At 42.7% G+C, this 19,151-nt stretch carries 7 protein-coding genes; all 7 read left to right on the top strand.

The annotated features are described in order from the left end of the window. Positions 1 to 10: 10 nt before the first annotated feature. The 7 genes from WKK05_RS10340 to WKK05_RS10310 all read left to right on the top strand — a co-directional run bounded on the left by WKK05_RS10340 (position 11) and on the right by WKK05_RS10310 (position 18,984). Positions 11 to 4,114 carry a beta-ketoacyl synthase N-terminal-like domain-containing protein gene (locus WKK05_RS10340; protein ID WP_341529641.1) on the top strand — a complete coding sequence of 1,368 codons (4,104 nt, stop codon included), beginning with the start codon at positions 11 to 13 and terminating at the stop codon, positions 4,112 to 4,114. A gap of 52 nt (positions 4,115 to 4,166) precedes the next feature. Continuing rightward, positions 4,167 to 4,853 (top strand): hypothetical protein, encoded by a 687-nt coding sequence (locus WKK05_RS10335; RefSeq protein WP_341529640.1) that lies wholly within the window; start codon positions 4,167 to 4,169, stop codon positions 4,851 to 4,853. A 131-nt stretch (positions 4,854 to 4,984) separates the two neighbouring features. Next, positions 4,985 to 6,751 carry an SDR family NAD(P)-dependent oxidoreductase gene (locus WKK05_RS10330; protein ID WP_341529639.1) on the top strand — a complete coding sequence of 589 codons (1,767 nt, stop codon included), beginning with the start codon at positions 4,985 to 4,987 and terminating at the stop codon, positions 6,749 to 6,751. A gap of 35 nt (positions 6,752 to 6,786) precedes the next feature. Beyond that, positions 6,787 to 10,953 (top strand): PfaB family protein, encoded by a 4,167-nt coding sequence (locus WKK05_RS10325; RefSeq protein WP_341529638.1) that lies wholly within the window; start codon positions 6,787 to 6,789, stop codon positions 10,951 to 10,953. 238 nt (positions 10,954 to 11,191) lie between these two features. Next, positions 11,192 to 12,820 (top strand): PfaD family polyunsaturated fatty acid/polyketide biosynthesis protein, encoded by a 1,629-nt coding sequence (locus tag WKK05_RS10320; protein WP_341529637.1) that lies wholly within the window; start codon positions 11,192 to 11,194, stop codon positions 12,818 to 12,820. 380 nt (positions 12,821 to 13,200) lie between these two features. Beyond that, the gene (locus WKK05_RS10315) at positions 13,201 to 13,467 is read left to right on the top strand and encodes an acyl carrier protein (protein ID WP_341529636.1); all 267 of its coding nucleotides are present in this window, start codon (positions 13,201 to 13,203) and stop codon (positions 13,465 to 13,467) included. A 33-nt stretch (positions 13,468 to 13,500) separates the two neighbouring features. Further along, positions 13,501 to 18,984: a type I polyketide synthase gene (locus WKK05_RS10310; RefSeq protein WP_341529635.1), complete on the top strand. Its 5,484-nt coding sequence runs from the start codon at positions 13,501 to 13,503 to the stop codon at positions 18,982 to 18,984. Positions 18,985 to 19,151 lie beyond the last annotated feature (167 nt).

The raw sequence follows: 19,151 nt of genomic DNA, 5'->3' as shown, positions 1-19,151 counted from the left end.
GTTTATCAAAGTGCCTCAAAATACTTTTCTAGAAAAAGAAATAACTAATATGGATGATTCAAGTCAAGAGCAATTGCATAGTCAATTGCAACGAGTTCCAATTGCCATTATCGGGATGTCTGCATTATTTCCTAAAGCTAAAAACTTACAGGAATATTGGAATAATATTGTTGGCAAAGTTGATTGTATCTCTGATATTCCCGCGTCCCGCTGGAATATAGATGACTACTACGACCCAGATCCAACAGCTCCTGATAAAACCTATTGTAAACGCGGGGGATTCATCCCAGACATCGATTTTAATCCCCTAGAGTTTGGGCTGCCTCCTAATATTTTGGAAGTGACTGATATTGCTCAATTACTCTCGCTGGTTGTGGCAAAAGCCGCAATGGAAGATGCAGGGTACGGGGAATCGAGAAACTTGAACCCCGATGTTTACCAAAAGATTCGCGATCGCACCGGTGTAGTCTTGGGTGTCATCGGCGGATGTATGCAATTAATCGTCCCATTGACTACCCGCTTGCAATATCCCGTTTGGGAAAAAGTTCTTAAAAGTAGTGGGATGTCCGGAGAAGATACCCAGAAAGTCATCGAGAAGATGAAGCTGGCTTATGTGGGTTGGGAAGAGAATTCCTTCCCTGGTTGGCTTGCCAACGTAGTTTCGGGACGGATTGCCAACCGTCTGGATTTGGGAGGAATGAACTGCGTTGTTGATGCAGCTTGTGCCAGTTCCCTCACCGCTTTGAAGATGTCGATTAGCGAGTTGATTGAACGTCGCACCGACATGATGATTACAGGCGGGGTAGAGACTGATAACTCAATCTTCAACTATATGTGTTTTAGCAAAACACCCGCCTCATCTAAAAAAGATTATTTGAATCCTTTTGATGCTGAGTCTGATGGGATGATGGTTGGTGAAGGCATCGGGATGTTGGTACTGAAGCGCCTTGAGGATGCAGAACGTGATGGCGATCGCATTTATGCAGTCATCCGAGGTATGGGTACAGGTAGTGATGGTAAATATAAAAGCATCTACGCACCGCGCCCAGAAGGACAAACCAGGACATTACACCGCGCTTATGAAGATGCAGGTTTTTCTCCCGCAAGTATTGGACTGATTGAAGCGCACGGTACAGGAACCCCTGTAGGTGATTTGTGTGAGTTCACTGCCTTAAAAGAAGTTTTCAGCGAGAACAACCCCCAAAAACAGCACGTTGCTTTAGGAAGTGTCAAATCTCAGATTGGACATACCAAGGCAGCTGCGGGGGCGGCGAGTTTAATTAAAACAGCGCTAGCTCTACATCACAAAGTACTACCACCAACTATTAACGTTACTAATCCGAACCCCAAGTTTGGGATTGAAAATTCTCCTTTTTACCTGAACACAGATGTCAGACCCTGGCTGCAACCCGACGCAGACACACCAAGACGCGCTGGCGTGAGTTCATTTGGATTTGGTGGCACAAATTATCATGTAGTCTTAGAAGAATATAACAAAGAACAAAGCTCTGCTTATCGTTTGCACAACACTCCGCAATCAGTCCTACTTTGGGCAGATACTCCAGAGCAATTGTTAGTTAAGTGTGAGGATGCCAAATCACAGTTAGAATCTGCAACTGGTCACCAATACTATAGAGAACTAATTAACTCCAGTAAAGCTTCGGATATTCCTCTTAACGCTGCCAGAGTCGGTTTTGTTGCTGTATCTCAAACTGAGGCTGGTGAATTACTCCAAATTGCGATTAAGCAACTGCAAAAACAACCGCAAGCAGCAACTTGGGAACACCCTCGTGGAGTCTACTACCGCAAATTAGGTATATCTCTCGAAGGTAAAGTGGTGGCTTTGTTTCCAGGCCAGGGTTCGCAATATTTGAATATGGGTACTAAGCTAGCCATAAACTTCCCGCCCCTGCGTCAAGCCTACAATTCTCTGGATGACCTGTTCATTCAAGATGGTCTACAACCACTTTCTCAAGTTGTTTTCCCCAACCCGACATTTGATAGTGAGCAAAAGGCTAGCCAGATTGCAGCTTTACAGCGGACTGAAAATGCTCAACCAGCTATCGGCGCTTTTAGTGCAGGTTTGTACAAAATTCTGCAACAAGCAGGCTTCAAAGCAGATTTTGCCGCAGGGCATAGTTTTGGAGAATTAACGGCTCTCTGGGCTGCTGGCGTGTTGAATGACGCAGATTACTTCTACCTAGTGAAAGCTAGAGGACAAGCAATGAGTACCCCTAAAAATGGTGCTGATTGTGATGCCGGAAGTATGCTGGCTGTGAATGGGGAGATTCGACAAATCCCAGAAATTATTAAGGGTCTATCTCATATCAATATTGCCAACTTGAATTCACCCAGTCAGGTTGTGCTATCAGGGGCAAAGCCAGAAATTGCTGCCGTAGAACAAATACTGAGCAAGCGCGGTTATTCAGTTACCCCGCTCCCCGTATCCGCAGCATTCCACAGTAAGTTCGTCAGTCATGCTAGCCAACCCTTTGCGGAAGCTGTGAAGGCGATCGCTTTCCATACTCCCAAAATACCTGTATATTCCAACACAACCGCCACACCTTACTCAACTGAGCCGGAAGCCATTCAACAAACCTTAGAAGGGCATCTTCTGAAATCAGTACTCTTTGAGCAAGAAATAGAGAATATCTATGCTGCTGGTGGTTATTGCTTTGTAGAAATTGGCCCCAGACAAATCCTGACTAACTTTGTTAAAGCTACCCTTGGCGATCGCCCTCATCTAGCTATAGCCTTAAATCCCAGCCGGGAAAAGGATAGCGACTTCCAGATGCGGCAGGCAGTTATGCAACTACGTGTAGCTGGTTTAGCTTTACAAAACCTTGATCCCTATCAGGTGGAAGTGCAAACAACCGAAGTTGCTAAAAACAAGGTGAATATCACCCTCAAAGGCAGTAACTATGTCAGCGAGAAAACAAAAGCAGCTTTTGAAAAAGCATTGCAGGATGGTCACCAAATAGAGTCTAAGGTTGTAAATCAACCTGAAACTGCCACTTCTGCTCAACTGATTTCACCCGCAGATATAACTGTCACTTTACCGGAGGCGACAAATGTCACCATAAATGTTACTCAACCGGAACATACAAATGTCACCATAGATGCCAATTTACCAGAACTGACAAATGTCACCCTAGATGTCACTTTACCGGAAACGATAACTGTAAACACAGATGAGATTCCAACTCAATTTATATCTGTGACATCTGAAAATCCGCTAACTGAGAACGCTTTTACACCAGATTCATCCATTATTGTTCCTTACATTGACACCAAAGAGATGATGCAACCTATTTCCCAACCCCCATATAACGCTTTTCCTGCTGTAGGTAACTATTTAGAGAAACTCCTGACACAGTTTTGCAACCATCAGTCAGAAATTCTGCGGGTACACGAGCAATATCTCAAGAGTCAGGCAGAATCTTCGCAATCCTTTTTCCAACTGATGCAGCAACAATATCGGTTGTTGTTAGGAAGCCCTCAAACCAAGCAGCAGTTAGTGGAATTGGCTTCAGAAAATACACTAACTAACGAGATTCTAGCTAACTTAGTTGCAACTGCTGCCACAACCCCAGTTGCTGAACTACCAACTACTCCAGTTGCGACTCAGATACCTGTAGTAGAACCTAAGCAACAGACTGTTGCCAATACCTTGGCATTTACCGTACCAATTGCCCAGCCACAGCCTGCTCCAGTTGTGACTCAGACACCTGTAGTAGAACAGGCTCCTGCCGCACCCGTGAGCGAGCCACAAATAACCAACACCCTGCCGACTGTACTGCCCACCACGCAAGAAACTCCATCTGTAGAAGCATCTACCTATGACAGTTCTATCAGTGAGTCCCTGTTGAGTGTGATTAGTGATAAGACAGGCTATCCAGCAGAGATGTTAGAGCCAGATATGCACTTGGAGGCAGATTTGGGTATTGACTCTATCAAACGGGCTGAAATCATCGGTGCAATGCAAGATTTATTCCCCAACTTGCCCAAGTTGAGTCCAGAGGAACTGGGAGAACAGCGCACAATTGGCAAGATTAGTGAGTACTTGGCAACAAAAATAGGAGAGGCTAAAAAAAAATGCCTCAGCGCAGTCTGATAACCAGCAATCTGTAATAGATCATCACATTCGGCGCTGTCTGGTCAAACTTATGCCTTTACCTACACCTGATTTTTGGGAGTTTCCTTTACCTGAGTCTCTTACCTGCCTAATTACCGATGACGGTTCCCTCATTACTAATAGATTAGCTAAGCTGTTGAGTGAGCGAGGTTGGCAGGTAGTTGTTCTCAGTTATCCTAAGTCTATTATGATCGAGCGCCCATCTCTACCCCAAGGAGTTCATCGCGTTATACTTGCAGATTTAAGTGAAGAGCAGTTGGAACAGCAACTGACAAGTATCTCGAAAACTTACGGTACGATTGGGGCTTTTATTCATCTACATCCTGATTATAGAGTTTGTGATTCCAAATCAGAAAAATCCATCCTCAAGAGTGTATTTCTTTTAGCAAAACACTTAAAGCGATCGCTCAATCAAGCCGCACGCACAGGACGTAGTTGTTTTTTGACTGTTGCTCGTCTTGATGGTGAGTTTGGACTAGGAGAAAAGGCTGACTTTAGTGCTATTAGTGGTGGTTTGTTCGGTCTAACAAAAACTCTGAATCTAGAGTGGGATGGGGTGTTTTGCCGAGCGATCGATTTAAGTCCTGAATTAAATGTAGAAGCTGCGGCAGACTCCATCTTAACTGAAATGTACGACCCTAATTCCCTAGTTTCGGAAGTTGCATATAACTTCCAGGGAAGAGTAACTCTAGCGTGTGAAACAGCAGCGATCGCCTAGTAATCCACAGGGTTAATCAACAACCGGGTTTCTTCAAGGTTATACATGGCACAGAACAAATATTTAACCATAGAAACCCGGTTTTTCAAGCTCATCTCAATCCCTGTGTTGGAACACAAAAAATAAGCAACATGAACAGCAATACTAAGATTAATTCATCATCCGTTATTCTTGTTAGCGGTGGTGGAAGAGGGGTTACAGCACAATGTACCATCAAATTAGCTCAGCAATATCAGTGTAAATTTATCTTACTTGGTCGCTCTCAACTTGCTAAAACCGAACCGGAATGGTCTCAAGACTGCTACGAGCAAGCTGAATTGAAAAAGCGAATTATGCAAAATTTAATTGCCCAAGGTGATAAACCAACACCAGCAAAAATTCAAAAAGTATTCAACTCTCTATTAGCTCAACGAGAAATTACTACAACCATCTCTACAATTCAACAAGCAGGAGGACAGGCAGAATATCTTAGTATAGACATCACTAACTCTTCTGCTTTACAGGCAGAGTTAGCACCAATTGTTCAGCGATTAGGGAAAATTACCGGAATTATTCATGGCGCTGGCAACTTAGCTGATAAATTAATTGAAAACAAAACAGAGCAGGATTTTGAAACCGTTTATAGTGCCAAAGCTGAAGGTTTAGAAAGCTTACTAAGTTCTGTAGAAATAGCTGAGTTAGATTTCATTGTTCTATTTTCTTCTTTTGTGGCTTTTTATGGCAATCCTGGTCAGTCAGATTATGCACTAGCCAACGAAATCCTCAATAAAACAGCCTGTTTACTTCAGCGTAAATATCCTTCTTGTCGTGTAGTTTCTATTGGTTGGGGGCCTTGGGATGGTGGTATGGTTACCCCCCAATTAAAGAAATTCTTTGACGACCTGAATATGGATCTCATTCCTCTGGAAGTAGGCGCTCAAATGTTAGTTGATGAATTAACATATTCTCACAATAAAGCTGCACAAATATTAGTAATGAGCAGTCCTATTGTGGCGCAACCAAAGCAGCTAAATCCAGAATTACGTTCTTTTCGTCTTCGCCGCCAATTAACATTAGCAGGTAACCCATTTGTTTACGATCACGTAATTGGTGGTAATCCTGTTTTACCAGCTATGTGTAGTATAGCTTGGATAGCTAATATTTGTGAGCAACTCTACCCCGGCTATCACTTTTTAAGTTGTAGTAATTATAAAGTTCTCAAGGGAATTATTTTCGACGACACTCTCGCAAAAAAATATTTTTTGGATTTAAAGGAAATCAATAAATCCGACTCTGGGGAAATCACTTTTGAGGCAATACTATGGAGTGAAAGCACTAAAGGCATCCCTCACTATCATTACAGTACTCAGATAAAAATTGTGCGGGTAATTCCCTTAGCGGATACTTATAAAACATTTACCTTGAGCCAAGACCCAGCCACATTAAATCTATTGCCTTATGAAAATGGAACATTATTTCATAGACCAATTTTTCAGGGATTAAAGAGAATTATCAACATCACTCCTGAAAAAATGACTGCTCAATGTTACTTAAACAAACTTGAAGCAGAGAAACAAGGACAATTTCTCTTACAAACATTCAATCCTTACACAGCTGATATTTTGTTTCAGTGCTTATTAGTTTGGGTGAGACATTTTTATAAGTTAGGCAGCTTGCCCTTGCAGGTTAAAAATCTAGAACAGTTCCGACCAATTCCCTTCGACCAAGAATTTTATATTTCTGTAGAAATTTACTCAAAAAGTGAAGCGAATGTGTATGCCAACGCCACAGCCCATGATGCTCAAGGGCAAGTATACCTTCAGATATCACAAATGCAGGTTACTACAAGTGAACGGCTTAATGTTCTCTTCTTAAAGAATTCTTGTACAGAAATAGAAAACTCAACCGTTATTAATTAATTAACAATATTTGATTGATATATAAGGAGATGTAAATGACTGTCAAACTGGCAATTGTAGGCATAGACGCTTTTTTTGGTACTAGTTATGGATTGGATAACTTTGAGCGTAGTATTTACGAGGCAACTCAACATTTTATTCCCGTTCCTTCTACAAGATGTCAAGGCATACAGCAAAAGCAGCCAATATTGGAAGGACAGAATTCTCACAATCATCAAGCGCCATTGGGAGCTTACATTCAGGAATTTGAAATCGATGCCTTTCGTTTCAAAATCCCGCCCAATGACTTAGATAAACATGACCCTAAACAGTTACTTTTACTTAAGGTAATTGATAATGCATTAAAAGATGCAAGTTTAGACAAAAAACAAAATGTAGCTATAGTTACTGCTATTAAAGAAAAGCAAAATTATGAGTTGGATAGTAATTTAAATGCAGTTATAGGTTATGACAACAGCCCTAGTGAGAAAACAAATGCTGTTTTCCAAAAGATTGCTACTTTATGGAATATTTCCGGCCCTAACTTTACTGTAAATCTTGAAGAGAATTCCGTTTTCGAGGCATTAGAGACAGCGAAAATGCTGCTCACTGTTGGGCCAGTAGATGCAGTTGTTGTCAGCGCAGTAGATTTTGCTGGTGGAATTGACTCTGTTAGTTCAAGCGCCAATACTCAAACGGGTAATTTTACCCTTAGCTATGACTATAATGCCAGTGGCTCAATCGTTGGCGAAGGAGCCGGGGCTGTAGTTTTAAAGCGATATGAAAAAGCTAAGCACGACCAAAACCGCATCTATGCAGTGATTGACGCGGTTAGTTTAATCCAAGAAACTGTAGCCACCCCAGCCGAATTAGTTAGACAAACTTGCCAGAAAGCTTTTGAGAAAGCAGGAGTTAGTCCCGCAGATATCGGCTACTTAGAGGTTTTTGCGAGTGGGGTTGAACACCAAGATGAGGCAGAAATTCAGGGTTTAATCCAAGCCTATCGAATTCCTGACACAGAATTAAGCTGTGCAATTGGCAGTGTTAAGACGAATTTTGGACATACCCATATTGCATCGGGAATCGCCAGCTTAATTAAAACTGCTTTTTGCCTTTACAACCGCTATATCCCTGCAACACCAGAGTGGACTAGCCCAAAACAGCCAGAAATTTGGCAAGATAGCCCTTTCTACGTTGCTACTGAGTCCAGACCTTGGTTTTTGACTCCAGGGCTAACAAAAAGAGTAGCTGCTATTAATAGCTTAGCGAATCAAGGCTCCTATGCACATTTAATTTTGTCTGAAGAACCAAGTCAGCAAGAACGTAGCAACAAATACTTAGAACAAAGCCCTTTGTATCTTTTCCCTATTGCTGCTAATGACCAATCAGCTTTACTTGATAAACTAGATGCGTTAGAACAGAGAATTAAAAATAGCTCCTCTTTCTCTACAATTGCGAGTCAGACTTTTGCTGCTTTTCAAAGTAATTCCCAGGCTATTTATGCATTGGCAATTGTTGGGCATAATCAAGAAGAATTACTTCGAGAAATTCAGCGTGGACGTCAGGGGATTCCTAATGCCTTTACTCAAGGGAAAGAATGGAAAAGCCCATCGGGTAGCTATTTTACTGCTAACCCTTTAGGTAAGAAAGGTACTGTTGCCTTTGTTTATCCAGGTGCATTGAATTCCTATATTGGCATGGGTCAAAAACTTTTCCAATTATTTCCTAAAATTTATGAACGTGCTGCTAAATTTGTTTCTAATCCTAGCCTATTTTTACGGGAGAAACAACTTTATCCCAGAAGTCTAAATAAATTATCTAAAAGACAGTTAGAAGACCTAGAAACAAATTTGCTCAATGATGCATTAGCAATGCAAGTTTCTGGTACAGGTTTCTCAGTGTTGTTAACCCACATCTTAAGAGAATACTTTCAAGTACAGCCTCAAGCTGCATTTGGATACAGTATGGGCGAAGGTACTATGTTGTATGCTCTGAATGTTTGGACTAGCGGTGAAGATGTTAGTAAGTTTGTGCATTCATCAGAACTATTTAAATCACGCTTGGTAGGTGCTAAAAATACTGTTCGGGATGCTTGGAAATTAACTCAAAATGCAAATAACGAAGGCGAATCTGTCTGGACTAGCTATGTTGTCATGGCTCCAGTATCCGCAGTTATTTCTTGCTTAGAACAAGAAAAGCGAGTTTATTTAACGAACATCAACACGCCTACAGAAGTCGTAATTGCTGGTGAACCTCAAGCTTGTCTGAGGGTAATTGAAGCTTTAAATTGCGATTCTTTCCGTTCACCTGCTGATATGGTACTGCACTGTGAACTGATGGCTTCTGAATATAATGATTTGATCAGACTTAATACATCACCTGCTCAAAATGTCTCAGGGATTAATTTTTATTCTTCAGCTAATTACAACTTGATTCCTCTTGACAAAGAGTCACTGGCTCACAACATTAGTCGAGGATTTTGTCAGCCTGTTGATTTCCCTCGACTGATTAATCGAGTTCATGAAGATGGAGCCAAGATATTTATTGAAATCGGCCCTGGTAATACTTGTTCTCGATGGATTACTGATAACCTCAAACAGAAAGAACATACTACTTTATCCATCAATCGTAGAGGAGCGGATGATTACGCTACCATTGTCAAAGCTTTGGCGCAACTAGTTAGCCATCGTGTTTCTCTAGATTTATCGCCACTATATTCTCCCATAGAAGAAAGTGAGAGTAAAAAGAAATCTTTGCTGAAGACTATCACTTTAGAACGTTATCCGTTAATTACAAAAAATGTAGTTGCTAGGAGTGAAAGTTTAAATATAGTTAGTTTGTCAGCAAGCCATTTACAGCTACAGCAGAAACAGCTAAGTTTAGTTGGAGCAGAAAAAGGACAAACTAGTGTCACAGTTACTAGTGATGTTTACCCAGTCAATTATTCATCGAAATTAGCGGGAACTGTCGAGAAACAACGTGATTTTTACGATAGGGATAGCTCTAAAATTTCAGTTCGCCGGAAGCCAGAAAATGTTGTTTACGATGAAGTGGATGTTTTAGAGTTTGCTAAAGGCACGGTTTCAAAAGTACTGGGTAAAGATTTTGAAGTTATTGACCCATATCCGAGACGAGTACGCCTACCGAATCCTCCTTATCTATTTGTCAGCAGAGTCACAAAAATTGCAGGTGAACGAGGTGAATATAATACAGGTTTCATTGAAACTGAATATGATTTTCCTCAAGATGCTTGGTACTCGGTTGACGGTCACATCCCTCTGGGAATATATGAAGAATCAGCACAGGGTTTCTTGCTTTTACTTGGCTATCTGGGAACTGATTTTGAGAATCAAGGGCAACGGTCATTCCGCTTACTAGATTTGACTGCTACATTTGTCAGTGAACAACCCGAAGACATCAAAACTGTTCGTTATACTGTCAAAATTAATTCTTTTGTCAGAACGAATTACAACTTAATAGTCTTTTTCACTTGTGAGTGTTTTGTTAATGACAAACTGTTTTTGAAAGTATCTGGAGGCTGTGCCGGACTATTTTCAGATGAGGAGCTAGAACAAGGGCAAGGTATTATTGCTTCTGCTAGAGATGAGAAACTAAAAAGTTTAATTAAAAAGCAAACTTTTGATGCATTACTGCCTTGTGAAAAATCGAACTTTAATTGGCAAGATTTGCTTTACTTGAGCCAAGGAGACATTGTAGCTTGCTTTGGTGATCGCTATCAACAAAATGGCTTAAATTCATCCCTACGTTTGCCTCCACAAAAGCTATTGATGATTGATAAAATCCTATCTGTTGATCCGAAAGGCGGAGCAGCCGGATTAGGTTTAGTCACAGCTCAAAAATCTGTAGAACCAGATGATTGGTATTTTCTCTGCCACTTCCAAAATGACCCGACCATGCCCGGTAGTCTCATGGTTGAAGGTTGCTCTCAGCTATTACAATTTTATCTTCTCTACTTGGGACTCCAGACAAATACTGTAGATGCTAGATTTCAACTAATACCTGAACGTCCACAAATAGTCCGTTTTCGAGGACAAGTTACGCCAACTTCTGCCATATTGAGCTACCGATTAGAAGTTATAGAAATTGGATTAACTCCAAAGCCTTACATTGTAGCTAACGTTGATGTTTTCTTCCGGGATAAAACAATCGCTTACGTTAAAAATTTGGGGTGGCAATTAACTGAAAGACACGAAAATACATAACTAAAAACTTGCGTTCTTCTTTGCGCCTTTGCGCCTACCCTGCGGGAACGCCTAACGGCGAATGCGCGAGACAAAAAAAGAATCAACGAATCGCATTCGCGTTAGGTCTCCCCTTCTCCCAAAGGGAGAGGCTAGCGCCAAGGGAGAAGGACGCGAAGAACGCAAATAATAGTTTGAGAGAGTCCTAGTAATAGAAAGTTCAAGAAGTAGAAATTTATTGTAAATGTAGGTTTTCAAAATGTTAGCAAATGTAAATAAAGCAATAGAAATCGGCAATGTCACAAATTATTTAAATAAGGCTGAAAAAGGTGATTTAGATGCAATTGCCTTTGACGAAGTAGAAATCAAGACTCGCTTGCTGAATTTGCAGCAACCTTGTTATGTCCTCAATAATCACGGACAGATTGGTGTCACCAACAAATCTGACAACAGCCGCAGTGGATTAGAGACCTTGATAGTTGCGCCACCGCTACCACCCGAAAAATTAGGCGATCGCAACTTCCAATCTTGGCACGGGGTAAAATATGCTTATGCTGCTGGTGCAATGGCAGGTGGTATTGCTTCCGCAGAACTAGTAATTGCTTTAGGAAAAGCAAGCATTTTAGGTAGCTTTGGTGCAGCTGGTTTAGTTCCTTCTCGAATTGAAGCAGCTATTCATCAAATTCAAGAAGCACTTCCCCAAGGCCCTTACGCATTTAACCTAATTCACAGTCCTAGCGAAGAAGCCCTAGAACGTCGAGCGGTCGATTTGTACCTCAAACACAATGTTCGGACTGTAGAAGCATCTGCTTTTCTCGGTTTGACCCCTCATATCGTCTATTATCGCGCTGCTGGATTGAGTGTGAATGTATTCGGTCAAATCGAGGTGAAAAACAAAGTAATTGCCAAAATTTCTCGCTCAGAAGTTGCAACAAAATTTTTACAGCCAGCGCCGACCAAAATTCTCAAGCAGCTTGTGGAACAACAACTAATTACAGAGTTACAAGCTACTTTGGCAGAAAAAGTGCCTATGGCTGATGACATTACCGTAGAAGCAGATTCTGGTGGACATACAGATAATCGTCCGCTTGTTTGTCTTCTCCCCTCAATTTTGGCTCTGCGGGACGAGATACAGCGCCAGTACCGCTACGACAAACAGGTGAGAATCGGTGCAGCTGGAGGTATTGGCACACCTGAGTCAGCATTAGCCGCCTTCATGATGGGGGCTAGTTATGTAGTCACGGGTTCTGTTAATCATTCTTGTGTGGAAGCTGGTACTTCTGTTCATACAAAAAACTTGCTAGCCAAAGCTGCGATGGCAGATGTGATTATGGCTCCTTGTGCGGATATGTTTGAAATGGGAGTAAAAGTACAACTGCTTAAACTGGGTACTTTCTTCCCCATGCGGGCGCAGAAATTGTATGACCTTTACAAAACTTACAACTCAATTGAGGAAATTCCAACTGAGGAAAGACAAAAATTAGAACAGCAAGTATTTGGTAGAAACCTAGATGCAATTTGGGAGGATACAGTTAAATTCTTCTCAGAACGAGACCCAGAGCAAATTGCCAGAGCTAATGATAATCCTAAGCGGAAAATGGCTCTGATTTTCCGCTGGTATTTGGGGTTATCTTCTCGTTGGTCTTCTTCAGGTGAAAAAGGGCGAGAAATGGACTATCAGATTTGGTGTGGGCCAGCGATTGGTGCTTTTAATGAATGGGTGAAGGGGTCTTACCTAGCTGACCCGAATGCACGGCGTGTGGTTGACGTTGCATATCATATTATGAATGGAGCGGCTTACTTGTATCGCTTGCAAAGTCTGAAACTTCAGGGATTGCAGCTACCAGAGGATTATCGTTATTATCGTCCAGAGTCTTTAGTATCGTAATTTTTATCTCACGCAGAGACGCAAAGGCCCAGAGAAGAAAGGGAGAGAGTTATAAGCTAAATAAATGAGAACTCCTGAAAGCCGCTACAATAATCAGTTGATTAGTAGCGGTTTTCGGAGTTTCATCATGAATGCCCAACTCTTGCACAAAAACTCAATCTTCTCTCTGCGCCTCTGCGTCTCTGCGTGAATAAACTTCCTCTAATTTTTGTAAGACTGCATAATTTATCAACCTAGAGATGAAAGCTCAATAGAGGTTGGTAGTTTCAGCTGAGCAACATAACCTGAAGTATTGCAATTTATTTATATCCAAGATTCGGGAAAAGTCAAGCTTAATCCCATATTTCTCTGCGTACAACTTAGTTACTTAATTTAATCAAATGAGCCAGCCAATTACTATTTCAAATCAACAAGAAACTATCCAAGCTTGGTTAGTTGCCCAATTTGCCGAGCGGCTTGAACTTGATTTAGAAGATATAGATATTAGTGAACCTTTCGATAATTACGATTTAAATTCAGCTGAAACAATGATTCTGCTGTCTAAGTTAGAGAAGTGGTTGGGACGTAATTTTAATCCTACCTTAATTTTTAACTACCCAACGATCGCAGAACTTTCTGCGCGTTTAGCGCAAGAAACGAGTGTTTGAAAGTAATTACAAAAACCTAACAAGATATTTGAGATGGAACCAATCGCAATTATTGGTATAAGCTGCCGATTTCCGGGTGCAAAAGATCCAGAGGCTTTTTGGCAGCTTTTACGTAATGGAGTAGATGCTATCACAGAAATTCCCAAAAATCGCTGGGATTTTAATGAAATTTATGATCCAAATCCAGAAATTCCTGGTAAATCGAACTCACGCTGCGGCGGCTTTTTGCAGCAGGTAGACCAGTTTGACCCGCACTACTTCGGCATTTCCCCGCGAGAAGCTATGTCTATAGACCCGCAGCAGCGGCTCTTGTTAGAAGTGGCTTGGGAAGCGCTGGAAGATGCAGGACAGGTGCGAGACAAACTATCTGGCTCACAAACTGGTGTGTTTGTGGGAATTTCTACAAACGATTACAGCTTGATTCAAGGGGAAGCTTATTCTCAACAAATCCAAGGCTACGATTTGACTGGTAATGTGTTGAGTATTGCTGCTGGTCGCCTTTCTTATTTATTTAACTTTCGCGGCCCAAGTATGGCAATTGACACAGCCTGCTCATCTTCCCTGGTTGCAGTTCACCTTGCTTGTCAAAGTCTACGCAATAAGGAAGCTACTATGGCCTTGGCTGGCGGTGTGAATATTATTATTTCACCGACTGGTCATATTGGCTTAACTAACATGAAAGCCTTGTCTCCCGATGGTCGCTGCAAAACCTTTGATGCATCAGCTAACGGTTATGTTCGCAGTGAGGGTTCTGGTTTCGTTGTTCTCAAACCTTTATCACAAGCTTTAGCAGATAATGACCAGATATATGCATTGATTCGCGGTAGTGCTATTAACCACGACGGTCGTAGTAAGGGATTAACTGTACCATTCGGGCCTGCTCAAGAAGCACTCATCCGTCAAGCTTTGGACAATGCTGGCGTTGCAGCAAATCAAATTGGTTACGTTGAGTTGCATGGTACAGGCACTCCTCTAGGAGATCCTATCGAAGCGATCGCATTAGGAACAGTATTAGCGAAAGACCGTGAACCTGGCAACTACTGTGCTGTTGGCTCGGTGAAAAGCAATATCGGGCATTTAGAAGCAGCCTCTGGTATTGCTGGTTTAATCAAAGTTGCATTATCACTCAAACATCAACAGATACCGCCAAATCTGCATTTTAATCAACCTAACCCTTATATTCCTTTTGAAACTTTGCCCATACGAGTGCAGCAGTCTTTGTCAGCTTGGCCGGAATTGTCTCATCCAGCTTTTGCTGGTATTAGCTCGTTTGGGTTTGCCGGAACTAACGCACATATCGTTCTCGAACAGCCCCCAGAAGTATCTCAACCAAAAACAAATCTACAGCCACAAACTTATTTATTACCTTTATCTGCTCATACTCCAGAAGCAGTCAAAACACTGGCGCAATCTTATCATAACTTTTTAGAAACACAAGAACCCAACGCTGTATCACTACAAAATATTGCTTACACAGCCAGTATCCGCCGTACTCACCATGAACACCGCTTAGCTTTATTGGCTGATTCTCCCGCAGAACTGCAAGAGCAGTTGCAAAATTTTTTACAAGGCAAGTTAGATACTCCCCAAGCTTCTGAACGCAAAAATCGCCATCGTCGCCCTAAAGTAGTTTTCGTGTTCTCCGGTCAAGGCCCGCAATGGTGGGCGATGGGACGGGAGTTACTAGAACAAGAACCAGTTTTTCGTGCTGCTATCGCGGAATGCGATGCGCTGATTAAATTCCATACTAATTGGTCTTTGTTAACAGAACTCACAGCCAATGCTGCTGAGTCTCGTTTACAAGAAACGGAGATTGCCCAACCTGCGATTTTTGCCCTGCAAGTAGGGTTGGCGCGTCTGTGGCGTTCTTGGGGTATCGAGCCAAAGGCGGTTGTGGGTCATAGTTTGGGTGAAGTTGCAGCAGCTCACGTTGCTGGCGCTCTTAGTTTAGCAGATGCGGTGCAACTGATTTGTCTGCGCGGTCGTTTGATGCAACAAGCTACCGGCAACGGTAAAATGGCAGCGGTAGAATTGTCAGCAGAAGAGACGGAACGCTGGTTGCGTGGATATGAAGGAAAATTGGCAATTGCTGCCATTAATAGTCCTACTTCCACCGTAGTATCGGGAGAACCTGCTTCTGTCGAATCATTTCTTGAGTTACTCCAACGAGAACAACCAACAGTTTTCTCGAAGTTGCTTCCTGTGAATTATGCCTTTCACAGCCCGCAGATGTTGCCCTTTGCTGAGGAATTGATAGGAAAACTAGAGCAACTCCAGCCACAAGCAGCAAAGATTCCCATCTTCTCCACTGTCACAGGTGAAGCTATTAAAGGTGAAGATTTCGATGCCGCTTACTGGGGACGCAATTTACGCCAACCTGTTCGCTTTGCGCCAGCAATTGAGCAATTGGTGAGTGCAGGTCAAACTATCTTCCTGGAAATTAGCCCGCATCCAGTACTTTCAGGTTACATTTCCCAAACCCTCAGTCATCTAGAGCAACAAGGAACAGTATTGCCTTCGCTACGGCGCGGTCAGGCAGAACGAGCTACATTACTGAGTTCTTTAGGCAACCTTTACACTTTAGGATTTACTGTTGACTGGCAGCAACTTTATCCATCTGAATATCAAGTTGTTAGCCTACCTTCCTATCCTTGGCAACGCGAACGGTATTGGTTTGAACGCAAACTTCCGCAAAAGCCAGCAACTAGTAAAATAAATCTGCATCCTCTGTTAGGCCAACGGCTGCGTTCAGCGCTGAAAGAGACTTTATTCGAGTCTGAGTTGAGCATTGATTTACAGCCTTTCCTTGAAGGTCATCAAGTTTATGGGATGGTCGTTTTGCCAGGGGCGGCTTACTTGGAAATAGCCTTGGCTGCGGCGAAAGCAGTTTTTGGCTCAGGAGTTTCTCTCCAGCAAGTACTGATTCAGGAACCACTAATTATACCAGCAGATACGAGTCGCATTGTTCAGTTAATTCTCACACCTGAAGGCGAGGGACAAGCCTCATTCCGAATTGTGAGTTTGACAGATGATGCAAACTCTTGGGTACAGCACTCCACCGGAAAAATTCAAGCTGGGCAGATAGATACCGCGCCAATTGTCTCTCTGCAAGACTTGCAAGCAAGCATTCAGGAACAATTATCAGTCCAAACATACTACCAACAACTGCGAAACCGGGGACTGGAGTATGGACAAACTTTTCAAGGAATTGAGCAACTCTGGCGACGCGAAGGCGAAGCTTTAGGGCGAATTCGACTACCAGAGGCATTAGTTTCAGAAGCAGCAGGCTATCAACTACATCCTGTACTAGTGGATTCTGGCTTTCAACTTTTGTTTGCCACCTTAGCCGGTGTTGCAGACGAAGATACTTATTTACCAGTTGGGTTAGAGAATCTGCGAGTATATCGTCGCCCGGAAACTCAATTGTGGATTCACGGACAAATACGCCCGCAAGATAGCGCGAATCAGGAAACTCGCACAGGCGACCTACTGCTGTTTGATGATGCTGGAGTGGTAGCAGAAATTCAGGGCTTACACGTCAAGCGTGCTAAGCAGGAAGTATTACGGCAATTTGCTCAGAAGAACTTGAATAATTGGCTTTATCAACTAGAGTGGCAAGCTAAAGCACGTCAATCTAGTTTACAGAGTCAGCCAAATCATCCAGGTAGCTGGTTATTCTTCGCAGATAAAGAAGGCACAGCAGCAGCCTTAGCAAGACTTCTGGAAGCTCAAGGCGAAACTTCTATTTTGGTTTTTCCCGGTGAAGCCTATGAAGTATCTAAGACAGGCCAATACACAGTCAACCCAAGCCGCGCCGAGGATTTCCAGCGGTTATTGGGCGAAGTTTCGCAGATAAATAAAGCCCCGTTGCGCGGAGTAGTTCATTTATGGGAGTTAAGTACTCCTACTGTAGAAGGTATAACAGCAGACTCTCTCCAAGTTGCCCAGACCTTGGGTTGTGAAAGTGTATTGTATCTAGTGCAAGGACTTACTCAGGTTGAAAGTTCCGCTCGGTTGTGGTTAGTGACACAAAATACACAACCTGTAGAATCGTCAGCCAGTTCCTTGGCAGTAGGACAATCAAGTTTGTGGGGATTAGGTAAAGCGATCGCTTTAGAACATCCAGAAATTTGGGGAGGAATGATAGATTTAGCAAGTGGCGTCTCTAGTGATCAAGCCGCGTTGCTATTTGCTGAAATTTCCCAACCTGAGAGAGAAGATCATCTAGCCTTCCGGGGTGGACAGCGTTATGTCGCCCGCCTTGTACAAAGTACCGCAAAAGCAACAACGCCTTTGTCTTTGCAAAGCGATCGCACTTACCTCATTACTGGTGGTCTAGGCGGTCTAGGGCTAAAGCTGGCTGAGTGGATGGTAGAACAAGGAGCGCGGCATTTAGTCCTAGTAGGACGTAGGGATGCTAATGAGGCTACCCGCAAAGCTGTAAACGAGCTAGAACGGGCTGGTGCAAAAATCCTGATTGCTAAAGGCGATGTTTCTCAAGAGCGAGATATTGCTCAAATCCTGGGCAAAATTACCGAATCAATGCCGCCACTGCGAGGTATTATTCACGCTGCTGGTGTTCTTGACGATGGAGTGCTGCGTCAACAAACCTGGGAACGCTTTACTAACGTGATGGCTCCCAAAATCCAAGGAGCTTGGAATCTGCACGTCTTAACGCAGAACTTACCATTAGACTTCTTCGTAATGTTCTCCTCAGTCACCTCCTTGCTTGGTTCTCCAGGACAAGGAAACTATGCAGCCGCCAATGCCTTTTTAGATGGGCTTGCTCATTATCGATTAGCCCAAGGTTTACCAGCGTTAAGTATCAACTGGAGTACCTGGGCAGAAGTGGGCATGGCTGCTAACTTGGGTAGTCAAGAACAACAACGCTTGTTAGCAATGGGGATGAATACCATTGCACCACAGCAAGGATTACAAATATTAGGGCAGTTACTGCAACAGCCTGCTGCTCAAGTTGGGGTAATACCTGTGGACTGGTCACAGTTCATGCAGCAATTTTCTGCTGATACTGCTCCACCGCTGTTAGCCGAATTAGGCTCACTAATTAAAGCTGAACCACAGTCAGCACAACAGCTAGAGTTTGTCCAACGATTAGAGAAAGTTTCGCCACGCGATCGCCAAGAAATTTTACTAGCTCACGTCCAAGACCAAGTTGCGAAAGTTTTAGGTCGAGGTTCCTCCCATTCTCTAGAACCGCACCAAGGCTTCTTCGATATCGGTATGGATTCTCTCACCTCAGTAGAATTACGGAACCGTCTGCAAACTTCTCTAGGATGCTCTTTGCCTTCAACGTTAATCTTTGACTATCCGACTCTTGATGCGCTTGCTAAGTATCTGGCTAACGAGGTGTTTGCTGCTGAACAGCCCATAGAAGTACCGATGGTAATTGAGACCAATCATCACGAAGAAATTATTACCTCAGCAGAACTCGAACAACTTTCAGAAGAAGATGCAGAAGCATTACTACTCAAAGAGCTAGAAAACATTAGGTTTTGAGGACTGGGAAGTAGTGGGGCTGTCTTACCAACAGCCACCGCACACTCAAGAAGAATAATTTATTTTTTAACGAACCGCCAAGGACGCAAAGGAAAAGAGAGGAAAAGAAATAGGTAAAAAGTCGTCCTTTTAGCGTTCTTCTTTGCGCCTTTGCGTGAGACAAAAAA

This window comes from Nostoc sp. UHCC 0302 (assembly GCF_038096175.1).
Lineage (GTDB): Bacteria > Cyanobacteriota > Cyanobacteriia > Cyanobacteriales > Nostocaceae > UHCC-0302.
This window is presented reverse-complemented; position numbering and strand designations above follow the sequence as displayed.

Excerpts from the sequence above, each read along its gene's own strand:
- WKK05_RS10335 (WP_341529640.1), top strand. The coding sequence starts at position 4,167 with ATGCCTTTACCTACACCTGATTTTTGGGAGTTTCCTTTACCTGAGTCT.
- WKK05_RS10330 (WP_341529639.1), top strand. The coding sequence starts at position 4,985 with ATGAACAGCAATACTAAGATTAATTCATCATCCGTTATTCTTGTTAGC.
- WKK05_RS10325 (WP_341529638.1), top strand. The coding sequence starts at position 6,787 with ATGACTGTCAAACTGGCAATTGTAGGCATAGACGCTTTTTTTGGTACT.
- WKK05_RS10320 (WP_341529637.1), top strand. The coding sequence starts at position 11,192 with ATGTTAGCAAATGTAAATAAAGCAATAGAAATCGGCAATGTCACAAAT.
- WKK05_RS10315 (WP_341529636.1), top strand. The coding sequence starts at position 13,201 with ATGAGCCAGCCAATTACTATTTCAAATCAACAAGAAACTATCCAAGCT.
- WKK05_RS10310 (WP_341529635.1), top strand. The coding sequence starts at position 13,501 with ATGGAACCAATCGCAATTATTGGTATAAGCTGCCGATTTCCGGGTGCA.